The 15047-nt window shown below is 46.6% G+C and carries 15 protein-coding genes and 2 pseudogenes; 11 read left to right on the forward strand and 6 right to left on the reverse strand.

Annotation, left to right across the window (positions count from 1 at the left end; all coding sequences use genetic code 11):
- The 5 genes and pseudogenes from ACUVJL_RS23960 to ACUVJL_RS23980 all read left to right on the forward strand — a co-directional run.
- Positions 1–368, forward strand: a pseudogene (locus ACUVJL_RS23960) (photosystem II q(b) protein); the annotation flags it as partial.
- 571 nt (positions 369–939) lie between these two features.
- The gene (locus ACUVJL_RS23965) at positions 940–1437 is read left to right on the forward strand and encodes a GNAT family N-acetyltransferase (protein ID WP_445248124.1); all 498 of its coding nucleotides are present in this window, start codon (positions 940–942) and stop codon (positions 1435–1437) included.
- Between the two features lie 20 nt (positions 1438–1457).
- Positions 1458–2666, forward strand: a complete 1209-nt coding sequence (gene cbiE, locus ACUVJL_RS23970) for a precorrin-6y C5,15-methyltransferase (decarboxylating) subunit CbiE (protein ID WP_445248125.1) — start codon at positions 1458–1460, stop codon at positions 2664–2666.
- A gap of 149 nt (positions 2667–2815) precedes the next feature.
- Positions 2816–3220, forward strand: a complete 405-nt coding sequence (locus tag ACUVJL_RS23975; protein ID WP_333192939.1) for a RusA family crossover junction endodeoxyribonuclease — start codon at positions 2816–2818, stop codon at positions 3218–3220.
- Positions 3217–3903, forward strand: a complete 687-nt coding sequence (locus tag ACUVJL_RS23980) for a hypothetical protein (RefSeq protein ID WP_445248126.1) — start codon at positions 3217–3219, stop codon at positions 3901–3903. Before ACUVJL_RS23975 ends, ACUVJL_RS23980 begins: the two co-directional genes overlap by 4 nt.
- 174 nt (positions 3904–4077) lie before the next feature.
- On the opposite strand, the gene cphA is transcribed toward ACUVJL_RS23980, so the two are convergent.
- Together cphA and ACUVJL_RS23990 are read right to left on the reverse strand one after the other, a co-directional pair.
- The gene (gene cphA / locus ACUVJL_RS23985) at positions 4078–6798 is read right to left on the reverse strand and encodes a cyanophycin synthetase (protein ID WP_445248127.1); all 2721 of its coding nucleotides are present in this window, start codon (positions 6796–6798) and stop codon (positions 4078–4080) included.
- Positions 6799–7136: 338 nt separating this feature from the next.
- On the reverse strand, positions 7137–8030 hold the full coding sequence (locus tag ACUVJL_RS23990; protein WP_445248128.1) for a cyanophycinase: 894 nt from the start codon (positions 8028–8030) through the stop codon (positions 7137–7139).
- Between ACUVJL_RS23990 and ACUVJL_RS23995 the strand changes: the two genes are divergently transcribed.
- Together ACUVJL_RS23995 and trmD are read left to right on the forward strand one after the other, a co-directional pair.
- Positions 8029–8193, forward strand: a complete 165-nt coding sequence (locus ACUVJL_RS23995) for a hypothetical protein (RefSeq protein ID WP_445248129.1) — start codon at positions 8029–8031, stop codon at positions 8191–8193. The two genes, ACUVJL_RS23990 and ACUVJL_RS23995, sit on opposite strands and share 2 nt — an antisense overlap.
- Positions 8194–8362: 169 nt before the next feature.
- Positions 8363–9058, forward strand: coding sequence for a tRNA (guanosine(37)-N1)-methyltransferase TrmD (trmD, locus tag ACUVJL_RS24000; protein ID WP_445248130.1), 696 nt, complete (start codon positions 8363–8365; stop codon positions 9056–9058).
- A gap of 199 nt (positions 9059–9257) precedes the next feature.
- Here the strand turns inward: trmD and ACUVJL_RS24005 are convergent, their stop codons facing one another.
- The 3 genes from ACUVJL_RS24005 to ACUVJL_RS24015 all read right to left on the reverse strand — a co-directional run bounded on the left by ACUVJL_RS24005 (position 9258) and on the right by ACUVJL_RS24015 (position 11060).
- A complete protein-coding gene (locus ACUVJL_RS24005; protein ID WP_445248131.1) occupies positions 9258–9584 on the reverse strand; it encodes a hypothetical protein in 327 nt (108 codons plus the stop codon).
- Positions 9585–9741: 157 nt separating this feature from the next.
- Positions 9742–10656: an AAA family ATPase gene (locus tag ACUVJL_RS24010; RefSeq protein WP_445248132.1), complete on the reverse strand. Its 915-nt coding sequence runs from the start codon at positions 10654–10656 to the stop codon at positions 9742–9744.
- Between the two features lie 14 nt (positions 10657–10670).
- Positions 10671–11060, reverse strand: a complete 390-nt coding sequence (locus ACUVJL_RS24015; protein WP_445248133.1) for an AAA family ATPase — start codon at positions 11058–11060, stop codon at positions 10671–10673.
- Between the two features lie 368 nt (positions 11061–11428).
- Between ACUVJL_RS24015 and ispF the strand changes: the two genes are divergently transcribed.
- The 4 genes from ispF to ACUVJL_RS24035 all read left to right on the forward strand — a co-directional run bounded on the left by ispF (position 11429) and on the right by ACUVJL_RS24035 (position 14867).
- On the forward strand, positions 11429–11908 hold the full coding sequence (gene ispF / locus ACUVJL_RS24020) for a 2-C-methyl-D-erythritol 2,4-cyclodiphosphate synthase (RefSeq protein ID WP_445248134.1): 480 nt from the start codon (positions 11429–11431) through the stop codon (positions 11906–11908).
- 62 nt (positions 11909–11970) lie between these two features.
- Positions 11971–12489 carry a hypothetical protein gene (locus ACUVJL_RS24025; protein WP_445248135.1) on the forward strand — a complete coding sequence of 173 codons (519 nt, stop codon included), beginning with the start codon at positions 11971–11973 and terminating at the stop codon, positions 12487–12489.
- Positions 12464–13066 carry a PIN domain-containing protein gene (locus ACUVJL_RS24030; RefSeq protein ID WP_445248136.1) on the forward strand — a complete coding sequence of 201 codons (603 nt, stop codon included), beginning with the start codon at positions 12464–12466 and terminating at the stop codon, positions 13064–13066. Before ACUVJL_RS24025 ends, ACUVJL_RS24030 begins: the two co-directional genes overlap by 26 nt.
- A 40-nt stretch (positions 13067–13106) precedes the next feature.
- Complete coding sequence (locus tag ACUVJL_RS24035) at positions 13107–14867, forward strand: ABC transporter substrate-binding protein (protein ID WP_445248137.1); 1761 nt, start codon at positions 13107–13109, stop codon at positions 14865–14867.
- Positions 14868–14926: 59 nt separating this feature from the next.
- Here ACUVJL_RS24035 and ACUVJL_RS24040 read toward each other — a convergent pair.
- A pseudogene (locus ACUVJL_RS24040) lies at positions 14927–15047 on the reverse strand (IS110-like element ISStma4 family transposase); the annotation flags it as partial.

Here is a 15047-nt window from a genome sequence, read left to right on the forward strand (position 1 = left end):
TCGGTCAAGAAGAAGAAACCTACAACATCGTCGCAGCCCACGGCTACTTCGGTCGTTTGATTTTCCAATACGCTTCTTTCAACAACAGCCGTTCTTTGCACTTCTTGTTAGGTGCATGGCCAGTAGTCGGTATCTGGTTTACCGCTTTGGGTATCTCCACGATGGCTTTCAACTTGAACGGTTTCAACTTCAACCAATCGATTATTGACTCGCAAGGTCGCGTTATCAATACTTGGGCTGATGTCATCAACCGCGCTAACTTGGGTATGGAAGTGATGCACGAGCGCAATGCTCACAACTTCCCTCTCGACTTGGCTGCTGGTGAAGTCACCCCAGTAGCAATGGTTGCTCCTTCTATCAACGGCTAAGTTTTAGTCCTAGATAAACAAAAAGCGCTCCTAGAAATAGGGGCGCTTTTTGTTTGGGGAAAAATATTTTTCAGACAGTCATGGACGCATGGATCCGCCGGCGAAGATACCGCAACTACAAAAATAAACAGTTCGTGATCGCACTCCTATCAAAGAAACCGACTTTTTTACCGAATTTACGCGCTGCAACCCATCTTTTCTTGACACTCCTCGCCCTGAAGGCACGAGGATTCTTAAGACATTTCGATCTTAATATCCCTAGTAATAGGGTTCCCAGGCTGACCACGGAAAGCACATAGGTGTGTAGTCATATCTCCTCTGTGAATGTTTTGGGCGTAGACTTTCCCCCAGTCCAGGGGTAGGTTTTTAAATCTTATCTGATCTGCTTATTCTACCATATTAATTTGTTTAGATGGATGTGTTATTTTACTTGAAAATGGAAAAAGCCGTCCTACAAGGACGGGGTTTTAAACCCAATCTTCTGATAAAAAACCCGGTTTCTGACCACCCGTGCGTCCTGGACTAATATTGATAGGTGCGATCGCCCTTTAATCCAACATAAATAATCCTCATGATATTTGAAACAGAGAGATTAGTTGTGAAACCGATTGTGGAGAGCGACCTCAACACGCTTCATAGAATTTTTATCGATGCCTATGTGAGGAGATATCTGTGCGACGGCGAAATCTGGTCGCTACAAAAGGTTGAAGAAATGCTTGCCGAAAACAAAAAGCTGTTTGCCCAAAAGCAATTCGGTATGTGGTTTATCGAAACTAAGAGCGATCGAGAAACTATTGGATTTGTTGGTTTGTGGTATTTTTTTGAAGAAGCACAGCCCCAGTTAGTTTACGCACTGCTGCCGAAAGCACTTAAAAAAGGTTACGCTACTGAAGCATCAACCAAAATATTGGATTATGGTTTTGATGAACTTGGCTTTAACTATCTTGTCGCAAGTTGCGATCGCCCAAACATTGAGTCGCAAAAAGTTGCAGAAAGACTCGGAATGAAACAAGTAGAAGAAAGAATTATGAATAAAAATCCGATATTATTCTTTAGAATCGATAAGTAGTAATTAGCAGTAAGGGCGCAATGCACAAATGGCTTTCGGTGGTGGGGATTGGCGAAGATGGACTTTCGGGGCTCGGCCCGATCGCCTTTACCCTCCTCTCTCAATCTCAAGTCGTTGTTGGTGGCGCCCGTCACCTAGCAATGCTACCAACCGACGACACCCGCGAAAAATTGGTTTGGGCATCGCCTTTGCAGACAACAGTTGACGACATCCTCCGCCGCCGGGGACAGTCTGTGTGCGTGCTAGCAAGCGGCGATCCGATGTGTCACGGCATCGGCGTCACGCTGTCGCGCCAGATTCCCATGGAGGAAATGACTGTGATTCCGGCGGTATCGGCTTTTAGTCTTGCTTGCGCCCGTTTGGGTTGGCCGCTGGCCCAAGTTGAGACTTTCAGTTTGACAAATCGCCCGATCGCATCGATCGCCCTTGCTTTGTCGCCGGGGGCGCGCTTGCTGGTGTTGAGCGCTGACAGACACACGCCGGGAAAGGTGGCACAATTGTTGACGCAGCGGGGGTTTGGCAGCAGTTTGATGACCGTGTTCGAGCGGATGGGGTCGGGATCGGAACGGCGGATCGAGGGGGTAGCAGCAGCCTGGAATGCAGCGGATTTGGCGGATTTGAACACGATCGCGATCGCAGTTGCAGCCGATCGCGAAACTGTGATTTTCTCTCGTACCTCGGGTTTGCCGGATGCTGCTTATCGCCACGACGGACAACTTACCAAGCGGGAGGTTCGAGCCGTTACTCTGTCAACGTTAGCACCGATTCCCGGAGAGTTGCTTTGGGATGTGGGGGCGGGCTGCGGCTCGATCGCGATCGAATGGATGCGGAGTCATCCTCGGTGCAGGGCGATCGCGATCGAACGCCATCCGACTCGATTGCAATACATCGCTGAAAATGCCTCGACTTTCGGCGTTCCGGAACTCGAAATCGTGGCGGGAGAAGCGCCGGAAGCCCTGACAAATTTGCCTCAACCGAATGCTATTTTCATCGGCGGCGGTGTCACCGCAGAAGCTGTGCTGGAAACTTGCTGGAATGCTTTAGGTGAAGGCGGCCGATTAGTTGTTAATGCGGTGACAGTTGAGAGCGAGTTTAAAGTTTTGCAATGGCACGATCGTTATGGCGGGGAACTAATTAGAATTGGGATTCAGCGAGTAGGGGCGATCGGCTCTTTTCAGGGTTGGAAACCGTTTGCACCCGTGACGCAGTGGGCGGTAGTTAAAATCTAAAAAGATAATAAAAACGAGATTCTACATCAAGAATATTATCCCGCAATTGCGATAAAATTGTATGTCACCGTACCCCGAGCCGTCGGAGGCCAGAGTCAGGACATTAGCAGTCATATAAAATAATCCCCGATCTTCTATTTATAAATACTTTGGCGAGATTTGAGTTCATAGTAGATGGTCCACCAGTATCACAACAAGCTCGCAGGCGAGATCGTCTTAAAGCTTGGAAAATGACGGTTAGGCAAGAGGCTGAAAAATACTGGTCTTCAGAGCAAAAAACAGCTACGGGGCTCGTTATGCTCCAGATAACTTATTTCTACGATTCTGTTAAAATTGATGTGGACAACATAGTAAAGCCAATTCAAGATGCAATTATTGGCCTAGCCTACGTGGATGACGATCAAGTAACCGATGTTCTAGTCCGGAAGAGGAATTTATCGGGTAACTTTACAGTAGAAAATATGACCTCGACCCTAGCGGAAGGATTTGCTCGTGGCAATGAATTCTTGCACATTGTAGTAATTGATGATCCTGACCAAGAGGTACTGACATGATGGCAACCCCAACTGCAAACATAGAAAGAGAGCGATTACTGAAATTAGCAGAGGAGTATCGTGAGAGAGGTTACGAGGTTTCATTTCATCCCAACGTTGAAGATTTACCTGACTTCCTGAAAAGCTATCGCCCCGATATGATAGTGCGCCTGGGTAAAGAGTCAGTAGTTATTGCAGTCAAGTCACGCTCCTCACTCAATTCATCCTCTACTCAATATTTACGCAATTTAGCCCAAGCAGTAGCAGAAAATCCTGGTTGGAGGTTTGAGTTAGTGATGACTAACCCGGAGGATGCAGTCTATTTTCCCAAAGCTGAGGGTTCTCTTCAAGAGCATGAAATAGAAGCGCGCTTGCAAGTAGCAAAGCAACTTGTAGCACAACAACATCTAGAGTCAGCTATGCTATATTCCTGGTCTTTAGTTGAGGCGACTTTGAGAATTGTTGCGGAAAAAGAAGAGCTAAGTTTGACAAGATTACAGCCACTTTTTTTAGTAAAACAACTGGTAACTGAGGGGGTAATTTCCCAATCAGAGTATCAGTTACTAATGAACGCACTTTCATTGCGTAACGCAATTGCTCATGGCTTCAAAACTACACAACTTACGCAAAACTCTGTATGCGAACTGATTGAGATTGCAGAGCAACTATTGAAATCTCTGCATACTGGCGAAGAAGCAAGCTAACATTTTAAAAAGCATAAGAGTTACGCACTGAACACGAAAAAGCCAGCTTTGAGATTGCTCTCCCGTTGCGCAATGACAGAAAATCGTAGTGGTGCGTAAGTCCTGTCCTGTAAAAAAAATAGGTTGGGTTTAACACAAGTAACCCAACCTATTAATTAAATGAGACTTAAGAGTTTAGCCTTGATTCACTACAGTCGGTTTTAAACTTTCCTGCGACTTCGATCGATCTAAACCATTTTGAACTTCCACAGATTCCTTAATCGGTTTCCGGGCTTCAATTAAACTCAAAGCTTTGTTGACGCCTTCAGGTAAAATCACTACCAAACTGCCTGCAGGCGCCTCATCTAAAGCCTTGTTAACGGCCGTTGTTTCGTCGAGAATCAACTCGTATTCAACTTGAGATTTGTTTGCGGTTCCTGCAGAAATCGCCTCTGCAATTCCCTGGCAAATTAACTTTGCCACAACACCGGGTTCTCGGCCGCGCCTGTCCATATCTTCCTTCACAATAATGCGATCGAACATCTCGGCCGAAAGTTTGCCCAGCGTGACAAAATCTTCATCTCGCCGGTCTCCAGGGGCGCCGACTACCCCGATCCGCTGTCCCTGCCAATTCAGCACGAAACTGCCCAAAGCTTTGTAGCTGTGGGGGTTGTGGGCGTAGTCGAGCAAAGCGTGATAGCTGCCCAAATTAAACAAATTCATCCGTCCGGGAGTTTGACCCACCGATGCTTGGAAGCTTGACAAAGCCGATCGAATATCTTCTATTTTCAATCCTTGGGCAAAAGCCGCCAAACAAGCTGCTAAAGCATTAGCAATCATAAACGGCGCGCGCCCGCCCATCGTCAGCGGCACGTTCACAGCCTGTTCAATTCTCAGCGTCCAATCGCCTTTCAAAATCGACAAATACCCATTTTCGTAAATCGCTGCCAGCCCGCCCGCAGCGGTATGTTTGGCAACCAGTTCGTTGTCCGGGTTCATCGAAAAATATGCAATTTGAGCCTTGACACGCTGCGCCATTTGTGATACTAAGGGGTCGTCTGCATTTAAAACTGCATAGCCTTTGGGCATTACCGACTCGACGAGGACGCTCTTGAGTTTGGCCAGTTGTTCCACGGTGTCGATGTCGCCAATTCCCAAGTGATCGGCCGCGACGTTCAAGACGACGCCGACATCGCACTGATCGAAGCCGAGGCCCGATCGCAAAATTCCGCCTCTAGCCGTTTCCAGCACCGCTACTTCCACCGTTGGGTCAGACAAAATCAATTGAGCACTCTGCGGCCCGGTATTGTCTCCGGTTTCTACCAAATAATCGCCGATGTAAGTGCCGTCGGTAGTCGTGTAGCCGGTAATCTGACCGGTCTGCTTAACAATGTGGGCAAGCAGGCGAGTGGTTGTAGTTTTGCCGTTGGTTCCCGTTACCGCTAAAATCGGCACCCGGCTGGGTTGAGGCGAGGGGAAGAGCATATCGAAGACGGCGCCGGCCACGTTGCGGGGTAAACCCTGACTCGGGGCGACGTGCATTCTGAAACCCGGTGCTGCGTTGACTTCGACGATGACGCCGTTGACATCGCGCAGGGGTTGGGAGATGTCGGGAGTTACTACGTCAATGCCGGCAATGTCCAAACCGATAATTTTGGCGACTCTGGAAAACAGCCAGACGTTTTCCGGGTGGATTTCGTCGGTGCGATCGACTGCAATTCCACCGGTACTCAAGTTTGCTGTCGCGCGCAAAAATACTCTTTCGCCGGCCGGCAGTACGGAGTCCATCGCGTATCCTTGTTTTTGCAGCAAATCCAGGCACAATTTGTCGATCGTGATCCGGGTGAGCACGTTGTCGTGTCCGTCTCCTCGCTGCGGGTCGCGGTTTACTTCTTCAATAAGCTGTTCTACTGTAGACTTGCCGTTGCCCACGACGTTAGCGGGCACTCGTTCTGCGACTGCTATGACTTGCCCGTTGACTACCAATACTCTGTGGTCACGGCCGACGTAATAGCGCTCGACTATCACGCTTTTTGTTTTTGATGCCGCGCTGGCTAAGTCGTAGGCTTCTTCGGCTGTTTCCCAGGAATTGATGTCGATCGTAATGCCGCGGCCGTGGTTTCCGTCTAGGGGTTTGAGGACGATCGGATAACCGCCGACATCTTCGATCGCCCCGCGCAATTCGTCCAAATAATTAATCACCGTTCCTCTGGGAACCGGCACGCCGGCGCTGCCGAGGATATTTTTGGTCCCTTCCTTATCGCAGGCTAGTTCTACCCCCAAAACTCCCGTGCGGTTGCTCAGAGTTGCCTGAATCCGCTTTTGGTGAACCCCGTAGCCGAGTTGAATCATAAACCGGGCGCTCAAAGGTATCCAAGGAATGCCACGAGCTTCTGCTTCCTTGATCAGTGTTTCCGTACTCGGTCCGAGTGCCGCCGACCCCGCAAACTCTCTAAGATCTCTCAAATCTTGGACTAATTCTGCTTCTGGATAAGTGCCCGTCTCGGCAATCCTCTGGCACATCCGCACGCCCGCCCGGGCGGCATAGCGACCTGCTTGTTCGTTTTGATACTCAATTACTACTTGGTAAATGCCTGGGGTCGCAGTCTCGCGGGTGCGACCAAACCCGACCGGCATTCCTGCCATTTGCTGAAGTTCTAGGGCTACGTGTTCGATTACGTGTCCCATCATCGTGCCTGCTGTGACACGTTGCAGGAAGCCTCCCTTATGGCCTGGAGAACAGTGATGCTCGTACAAACTCGGCAGTGCGGCGGTCAATCCTTCGTAGAAGCCAGGAATTTCAGATGTGGTTTTATCTGCCAACTCTTCTAAATCCAGACGCATCAGAACGAGTTTGTGGCGTCGGATGCTCCAGTAGTTGGGGCCGCGTAAGGTCTGAATTTTAAGTATTTTCATGGCAGTTAGAGGGGTATGGGTCGAGAAATCTTATAGATAATTGGAGCATTTATTCAATTTCGATCTAGATTGCTCGCTCGACTGTTCGCTACGAACAGTTTGGGAGTGAATTTCCAGTTATGGGCCACCTAATTGAAAATTCATGCCCCAGCGATCGGCTAAAAACAAGTACAGGTCAATCGCCGGCAAAAACTCAAAGCCCGAAGGTAGAATTTTCTGTGATTCTGCCTTCTGGCGTCAGCCCGTGGCTGCTTCGGAATCTATTCTATTGTGGTATCGATGATTCGGCCCCAATGCCACTTAATTTCTGCCGAATCAATGACAATAGATGTTCTGCCTTAGTTGGCTGTGCGGCATTCGGGGGGCCAGCCAGACTCGGAACAGGCTGCCGATGGCATTGGTTTGCCTAGGGGCATATTGTAGCAATCTCCGTGACACAGAACGTGCAAGCGCATATTGAAGAGACTTAAGGGTTCTGTCGCTCCTACCAGAGACTCATTGGTATAAAAATTTTCCCTAGAATCAACAATAGTCACAGTGCCTTTACCGAGAATTTTCATAGTATCGTCTCCCTCAAACAAGGCGCAGGTGTCTTCGTCAATACCAATAGCGAGGCGATCGGGATGACAAGCCACAGCCGACAGCAAGCGAGCCATGCGGTTGCGGTTGTGAAAATGCTGGTCTACGATGATCTCAGGAATAATGTTAAGTCCGTTTGCCATGTCTACTAAAGAGCGGTTCGGTGACGCGCCACTCCCGCCGCCTGCAATCATGTGATATCCCATCACCGCAGCACCCGCGCTGGTACCGGCGAGGGTAATCTTGCCTTCGATAGTTTCTTTGCGAATTTTCTCCATCAGCGGGGTATCCGCCAGCAGCCCGCAGAGCCTCAGTTGGTCGCCCCCTGTGATGAATACGCCCGTACAATCTTCTAAGTAATCTTTCCAGACGGGGTTTTCGGCTTGTTCGCGTTCGCGGATGTCCACTACTTTGACGGCGCTAACGCCCATTTCGTCAAATATGGTGCGGTAACGGTTGCTAATTCCTTCGGGATCTCGCGAAGCGCACGGAACGATCGCCAGCCGAGCGTTTGCACCCCCAGCACGGCAAAAAAAGGTATTTAGAATCTCTCGCCCGTGAACTTTGTCTTCGGCTCCCCCGATGACCATAATCGAGGTTTTTGTGCGCTGGGGAATATCGTGTTCAAGGGCTTGAGATGTCAATTGCTGCATGGTGTGTCTTCCTCTGTTGGATGTGAAATTCAATTTTGCCGTGGCTGTGGGTACAATGGGGCTTTTTAAGAATAAATATTTGTTGGTGCCAGCGAGGTGCGATCGTTCCGTGCGCGATTCCGCAGTTGTTTGGGGGCGAGTTTACTTGCAGTCGCTGTCATGAAAAACAGATTATTTTTGTACAAAACCGGCCCGCCGACAAAGGAAGAGAATTTAACTTGCCAAAATTTTCAGAAATTATAAGAAATTATAAAGAATAAAGCAATTACTGAAAACTGAACTCCCCCTAAGGGTCAAACTAGAGGTGATGTATCAATGAACTTCCAATAATTGTGCGATTTGACGTTGTTACCCTATTTCCAGAATTTTTCCGGGCTCCCCTGGAGTCAGGACTGATGGGCAAAGCCTTAGCTAAAAAGATTGCTGAGGTGAATTTTGTCAATCCCCGCGATTTTACCACAGACAAGCACCAGCGAGTCGATGATGAGCCTTACGGGGGCGGAGTGGGGATGCTGATGAAGCCGGAACCGATTTTTGCTGCGGTGGAGTCGCTGCCGGTTTTGCCTTCTCGGGAGGTGATTTTGCTGACTCCCCAGGGGGAACCGATGCAGCAGGCGATGTTTCGGGAGTTGGCGGCCGATCGCGATCAGTTGGTGTTGATTTGCGGTCATTATGAAGGTGTGGACGATCGAGTGCTGCATTTGGTAACTCGCGAGGTGTCTTTGGGGGATTTTGTGCTCACGGGGGGCGAAATTCCGGCTTTGGCTTTGATTAATGGAGTTTTGCGATTGCTGCGGGGAACTGTGGCGAAGGAAGATTCCCTAAAGTTTGAGAGTTTTGAGGACGGACTTTTGGATTATCCGCAGTACACTCGACCGGCGGATTTTCGGGGCTTGAAGGTGCCCGACGTGTTGCTGTCTGGTAATCACGCAGAAATTGCTCGCTGGCGCAGGGAACAGCAAATTGAAAGAACTCGATCGCGCCGATCGGATTTGTACCATCGGTGGTTGCAGGAGAGGGAAGAATAGGAGAAAGGGCGATCGCAAGAGTGGTCAGAAACCCGGTTTTTTGCGGTAATACTTCGTTGCAGTCCACAGATTCGGTAAAAAACCCGGTTTCTTTGGTCTTGATGCGTCCAAAACCGTATATTTAAGAGCATAATAAATTTTGGATTCGCGTTTGTAAGTCTTTGAGTTCAGGAGAGCGATCGAGAAGTCCCCGATAATTTTATAGCGTTTCCAGCATTAACCCTTCTCTCCCTCCTCCAGCAGCTTTAGGATTGCCATAACTACTGAGGAAATCAGCAAAAAAAATTTCTTTAACACTCGGATCGGCCCGAATTTCTGACCAAGGTTTGTCTAGCTTATTCAAGTGACCCGCTAACAGCCACGCTTCCACTTCTTGGCAAGCAGCACAGCACAATAGCTTTGCACCTTTCTCTATTGCTTCCTTTTCTAAGAGCGCAAATTCTCTACTCCGATCTTTACCGTCTGCATCTGGTATAAACAGCAGTAAATTTTTGTAATCATAGCCTTCAAAAAAAATTTCACTCATCAATGTTTTAACGTAATTATACCCTTGGACTCTGGGATTACCAGCACATCAACCTGCGCGTTTTGCGTGCCACATTCCTTCATCATCCTTTTAATTAAAGGTTTGAGGATATAGCCGTTATTAGTTGGATCTTCAGGGATGATTAGCACTTTAAAACTCATAAAACTCCCTCAAACCAACCTTCGGCAAACAGTTCGCTAATCGGCTGCTTTTGAATCAACTTTAATAAATCAGGAATTTCGCTGAGAGGGATAATATTAGTTGCTCCTGTGCTTTCATCCCGCTTACAAACAAAAGTAGTGGCATAATCGTCAGGATTAAGCCATTCTAAAATTAAAGGTGAGTGAGTAGTTGCCATCACTTGAACATTCCCAGATTTAGACATCGCTTTCATTAACTCAACTAGAAGTCTCAAGCGGGTTGGGTGAAGACCATTTTCTATTTCTTCAAGCGTAAGAATTTCCGGTAAATCTGGTTGAAAGAAAGCAGCGGTAATCGCGGCAAATCTGAGCGTTCTATCGGATAATATGGGAGCAGGGTAGTCAATATCACCCTCTTTGAGTGCAAACAAAGATTCTCCTAATGCACCGTACAAAATGCTAACATCATCGAGTTCTGTGGGGGTTAATTCTTTGAGCCAGGATACAAAAGCAGATTTTTCGGTAACATCCGTAATAATTGTTTTAACTAAAGCTGCGAAATTTTCACCTCGTTCTCCCATACGTTGCGCTGTATGCGCTTGAGAATAACCGCGCAAAATGGCAGGAGATGGGTCAAGGTGTTGCGTGTTACTGAGGGTAAGCATACACAGTGCTATCATCTCGATATGATCGTTTGAACAAGTTTCGTTGCGCAATAATTGATGGAGGACTGAACGAGATTTTTCAAATTTTAGATGAGGCTGTCTCCCTCGTTTGCCCTTAAAATAGCGAACTTCTCTAACAGGACTATTGGGATGATTGGAAATGGGTTCAGAATCAAAAATTGGTGAACCATTCACTTGTAATTTTTCACTACGGACGCATCCTCTTTCTGCTGAAATACTGATAGAGTATTGTAAGCTGTTAGTCATTTAAATTTATTGCCTCAACCCCTTGCAGTATGGGGTCTGACCCACAAATAGTGCAGTTTGAATGTCGAACAGCTTATTTCCGTTCCTGGATCATTGCGTAATTTAATTGTAACTAAAAACTGGATAGTTTGTTCTTCTGAAGTAGAGTGTCCGCGTGGTGTGAAGACCGCTTTACTACTACCACCGCGAATCGAATCCCAGACTTCACTGGTAGCATTTTTTGGCTTACCGTTAAAGATTTCATCAATAGTAAATCCGTAGACAATTCCTTGCAAGACTCGCAAAGCATCGAAAAAGTTAGATTTACCGCTGGCGTTAGTGCCGATAAATAAGTTAAGGTTGCTTAGATTTAAGGTTATTTTTTCTAAGCTTTTGAATCCTTCAATAGTGAGGGATTGAATCATAGGGTTTCATGCTGGGATTTGTGGGAATAAGTGTTGTTTTGTAGTTTTTAGAGGATTCGATAATCTCTAACATTATGCAGTCAAAAAAGCTACACCGACAGAATGAGAGCGAGCTCGGAAAGAGGAAGCCATCCAAAAATTATAAATTGAAAAGCAACAGAAAGAACCGTTAGCTGCCAAGTTAAGGGAGTTAGGTATTAACTATTAGAAAATTTTATTGCTTGGATATTATATCATGAACCTGTAGGTTTAGGTGGCCACATTCCTTTCCCACAAATTCCGTAAATCAAGACCATACTTTTTCAGCTATCTCCTCACAAATATGAAATAATTGTTTTTTGGTATACTTTCCCAAACCTTAAATTTACATGAACATCCGCATCGGCAACGGTTACGACATTCACTGCTTAGTTCCAGAACGCCCCCTCATCCTCGGCGGCGTCCACATTCCCCACGAATTAGGCTTATTAGGACACAGCGACGCAGACGTACTTACCCACGCTATCATGGACGCTATGCTCGGAGCTCTCAGCTTAGGAGATATCGGGCTGTATTTCCCGCCAACTGACCCGAAATGGAAAGGTGCTGATAGTCTCGTATTGCTCGCACAAGTCAATCAGTTAATATTAGATAAAGGCTGGGAAATCGGCAATATTGATTCGGTGGTGGTGGCGGAACGTCCAAAGCTGAAACCGCATATTGAGCAAATGCGCGATCGGCTTTCTAATGTCCTACAATTAAAACCCGACCAAATCGGCATCAAAGCTACTACAAACGAAAAGTTAGGACCCGTGGGGAGAGAAGAAGGAATTGCAGCCTATGCTGTAGTTTTAGTATCCAAAAATTAAAACTGTGGTTTGATAGTAGAAGTGGAATTTACTTAAACTTATGCGCTAGGAAGGCTGAAACCATGCAAACTGAAACCTTGGAAGTAGAATTACCCATAGATGCGGATATTATCGCGTTGGATAAGGACGATCGCATAGTCGTGCTAATCGAGGTCAAAATTAATCAAGCTAAAGAAAAGGCAGCCAAACAGATGATTATCGATCGCGCGATCGAACAAATAAAACATTTCCTCTCAAAACTCTCAGAAAAAAACGTGGTAATTCCTTATGCTATGATTGTCGATCTCGAAAATATAATCGTTTTTAAATGGGACGGCAGTGTTTTGTCGGAAGCTGTTTTATTGTTAAAAACGGCTGACATCCTTCACTATTATGACTCTAAATTAGGCGATCAGCGGATATTTGAGCCATACCTAACTAGGCTGATTGAAGCATGGTTGCGTGACTTAGCTTATAATTGGAAGTCTGAGATTCCGCCAGCATCGGAACAGATGGCAGCAATCGGTTTGCTGCCGTTGCTAGCAGGTGGAACAACAAAGTCAAGGGTAGAAATTGGTGGCGATTTTATATATAGAAACTAACTTTTTGATGAGTATTGCTACAGGGCGCGATCCTGATGCCAATAACTTGTTACTGAGTGTACCAACATCAGTCCGCATTGCCATACCTGCTATTTGCTGCATGGAAGCTCTCTCGGCTTTAGAAGACGAGATCAAGCGCCGCAACCGTTTTGCCGATGAACAGAAAAAACAAATTAGCCAGCTCAAGCGCGATCTTACTTCGCCTTATGCTAAGTCTCTTTTATTCTATGTAGAAGAGTCTTTGAATGAAAATGAAGGATTGCTGAATAATATTAAAGTACGTCTTTTTGAGGCTCTTGAATTGTTGGCTGACAATGTGGAGATGATGGAACTAACAGCAGATACACTGCGAGAAAGCTTGAATACAGTTTTTATTGAAGAAGACCCGACAGACAATTTGATTCTCCACTGCATCTTGAATCACGCACACTTACACCCTAAGGAAGCCAAGGTATTTTTGAGCAATAATACAAAAGAATTTGGTGTACCAGAAGTTCGAGAGGCTTTGCGGGAAGTAGGGATAAAGTATTTTTCGCGCACTGTAGACTTTCTCGGTTGGTTACAATCTCAGTCATAGTTGCACGCAGGTGGTAAACTAAAAAATTATGAAAATTTCTATGATGCTACATTCAAGACTGCGCTGGCTGGCGATTTTACTGGCGGCAATTGCCACTATAACTTTGTCTGCCTGCACTCCAGCCCGATCGAACTTAGTAAACAGGCTCATCGTTCCCACCTCCAGCGGCCCGGCTACCTTTAACTACCCGCTAAATCAATCTGCATACAGCGTTTTTGGCTATATGTACGAGGGATTGATTAACGAAAACGGCTTGACATCGAAGCTAGAACCCGGTTTAGCCCAGTCCTGGGAAGTTTCTAAAGATGGCAAAAAGATTGTCTTCACCCTGCGAGAAGGATTGAAATGGTCGGACGGGGAACCGATGACTACTGATGACATTATCTTCAGCTATGAAAAGATTTATTTCAATGAGAAAATTCCTAGCGGTTTGAAAGATACTCTGAGGGTGGGCATGAGTCGCCAGTTCCCAAAAGTCAAAAAAATTGACAGCCGCCGCGTTGAATTTTCCGTTGCAGAACCCTTTGCTCCTTTTATTAGATATGCTGGGGGAATCCCAATTTTACCAGCTCATATTTTACAGGAAGCTGTCGAAAATACAGATGCCGACGGCAAACCTAAATTCCTGACTACTTGGGGTACGGATACTGACCCTAAAAAAATTGTCGGCAACGGTCAATACCGAATGCTGAGTTATACTCCTAATCAGCGCGTTGTTTTGGAACGAAATCCGTATTTTTGGCGCAAAGATGCTGAGGGAAATGTTCAGCCTTACATCCAGCAAATTGTTTGGCAAATTATCGAAAATACTGACAATCAACTGCTGAATTTTCGCTCGGGCGATTTGGATACTCTGGACGTGCAGCCGGAAGTGTTTCCGCTGCTGAAACGGGAGGAAAAACGCGGCAAATATACGGTCTTCAACGGTGGCCCGGATACTGGCAGCGTCTTTATGTGTTTCAATCTGAATAAGGGGCGCAATGCTCAAAATCAGCCGTTTGTAGACCCGGTTAAGTCTAGGTGGTTCGCGACTAAGGAATTTCGGCAGGCGATCGCCTACGGCATCAATCGATCCGCCATGACTAACAATATCTATCGCGGACTGGGCGCGCCACTACATTCCCCAATTCCGCCGCAAAGTCCGTTCTACCTGTCCCCAGAACAGGGATTGAAAACTTACAGTTACGATCAGCAAAAATCGAAAGAGTTACTTTTAAGTGCTGGTTTCAAGTATAATAGTAACGGCGAATTGTTGGATACTGAGGGCAACAAAGTGCGATTTACTTTGTTGATGGCTGCGGGTAAAAAAGTGCGGGAACAAATGGCAACGCAAATTAAGCAAGATTTGGGCAAACTAGGGATGCAAGTTGATACGCAGTTCCTGAGTTTTAACACTTATGTGGAAAAGCTGCGCCTGACGCGGAATTGGGATACTTACTTGGGCGGTTTTACCGGAGGTAATGAGCCGCACAGTGGCTACAATATCTGGTCTGTCAATGGGACTTTGCACAGTTTTAATCAGGGCCCGCAAGCCGGAGAACCGCCGATTAAGGGTTGGGAAGTTTACGACTGGGAACGGAAAATCGATGACCTTTACGTGAAAGCTTCCCAGGAGCTTGATGAGGCCAAGCGCCAGAAAATTTATGGGGAGACGCAGCAGATTATAGCAGAACAAGTGCCGTTTATCTATATGGTGAATCCGCTGACTTTTGAGGCGGTGCGCGATCGCGTTTCGGGAATTCGCTACAGTGCCCTCGGCGGTGCTTTCTGGAATTTGTACGATCTGAAAATAACAGAATAGTTATTAGTCAGAAAGGAAGCACTCAGCAGTTATTAGTCTGTAGATACTGTCTTGACCTGTCAAGGGGTAGCAGTCAAATAATTAGGATCGAAGGGCTTTTGGGACTTTAAAATCCCAAAAGCCAAATGCACCAATTTCCTCATCAGAGCGCCAATCACCTGCATTTTTACCTTTCCACGT

This window comes from Microcoleus sp. OTE_8_concoct_300 (assembly GCF_031383065.1).
Classification (GTDB): Bacteria; Cyanobacteriota; Cyanobacteriia; order Cyanobacteriales; family Microcoleaceae; genus Microcoleus.

Bases quoted from the DNA above. Each gene is read 5' to 3' on its own strand.
- ACUVJL_RS23965 (WP_445248124.1), top strand. From the start codon at position 940: ATGATATTTGAAACAGAGAGATTAGTTGTGAAACCGATTGTGGAGAGC.
- cbiE (WP_445248125.1), top strand. From the start codon at position 1,458: ATGCACAAATGGCTTTCGGTGGTGGGGATTGGCGAAGATGGACTTTCG.
- ACUVJL_RS23980 (WP_445248126.1), top strand. From the start codon at position 3,217: ATGATGGCAACCCCAACTGCAAACATAGAAAGAGAGCGATTACTGAAA.
- cphA (WP_445248127.1), bottom strand. From the start codon at position 6,798: ATGAAAATACTTAAAATTCAGACCTTACGCGGCCCCAACTACTGGAGC.
- ACUVJL_RS23995 (WP_445248129.1), top strand. From the start codon at position 8,029: ATGGTGTGTCTTCCTCTGTTGGATGTGAAATTCAATTTTGCCGTGGCT.
- ACUVJL_RS23990 (WP_445248128.1), bottom strand. From the start codon at position 8,030: ATGCAGCAATTGACATCTCAAGCCCTTGAACACGATATTCCCCAGCGC.
- ACUVJL_RS24005 (WP_445248131.1), bottom strand. From the start codon at position 9,584: ATGAGTGAAATTTTTTTTGAAGGCTATGATTACAAAAATTTACTGCTG.
- ACUVJL_RS24010 (WP_445248132.1), bottom strand. From the start codon at position 10,656: ATGACTAACAGCTTACAATACTCTATCAGTATTTCAGCAGAAAGAGGA.
- ACUVJL_RS24015 (WP_445248133.1), bottom strand. From the start codon at position 11,060: ATGATTCAATCCCTCACTATTGAAGGATTCAAAAGCTTAGAAAAAATA.
- ispF (WP_445248134.1), top strand. From the start codon at position 11,429: ATGAACATCCGCATCGGCAACGGTTACGACATTCACTGCTTAGTTCCA.
- ACUVJL_RS24025 (WP_445248135.1), top strand. From the start codon at position 11,971: ATGCAAACTGAAACCTTGGAAGTAGAATTACCCATAGATGCGGATATT.
- ACUVJL_RS24035 (WP_445248137.1), top strand. From the start codon at position 13,107: ATGATGCTACATTCAAGACTGCGCTGGCTGGCGATTTTACTGGCGGCA.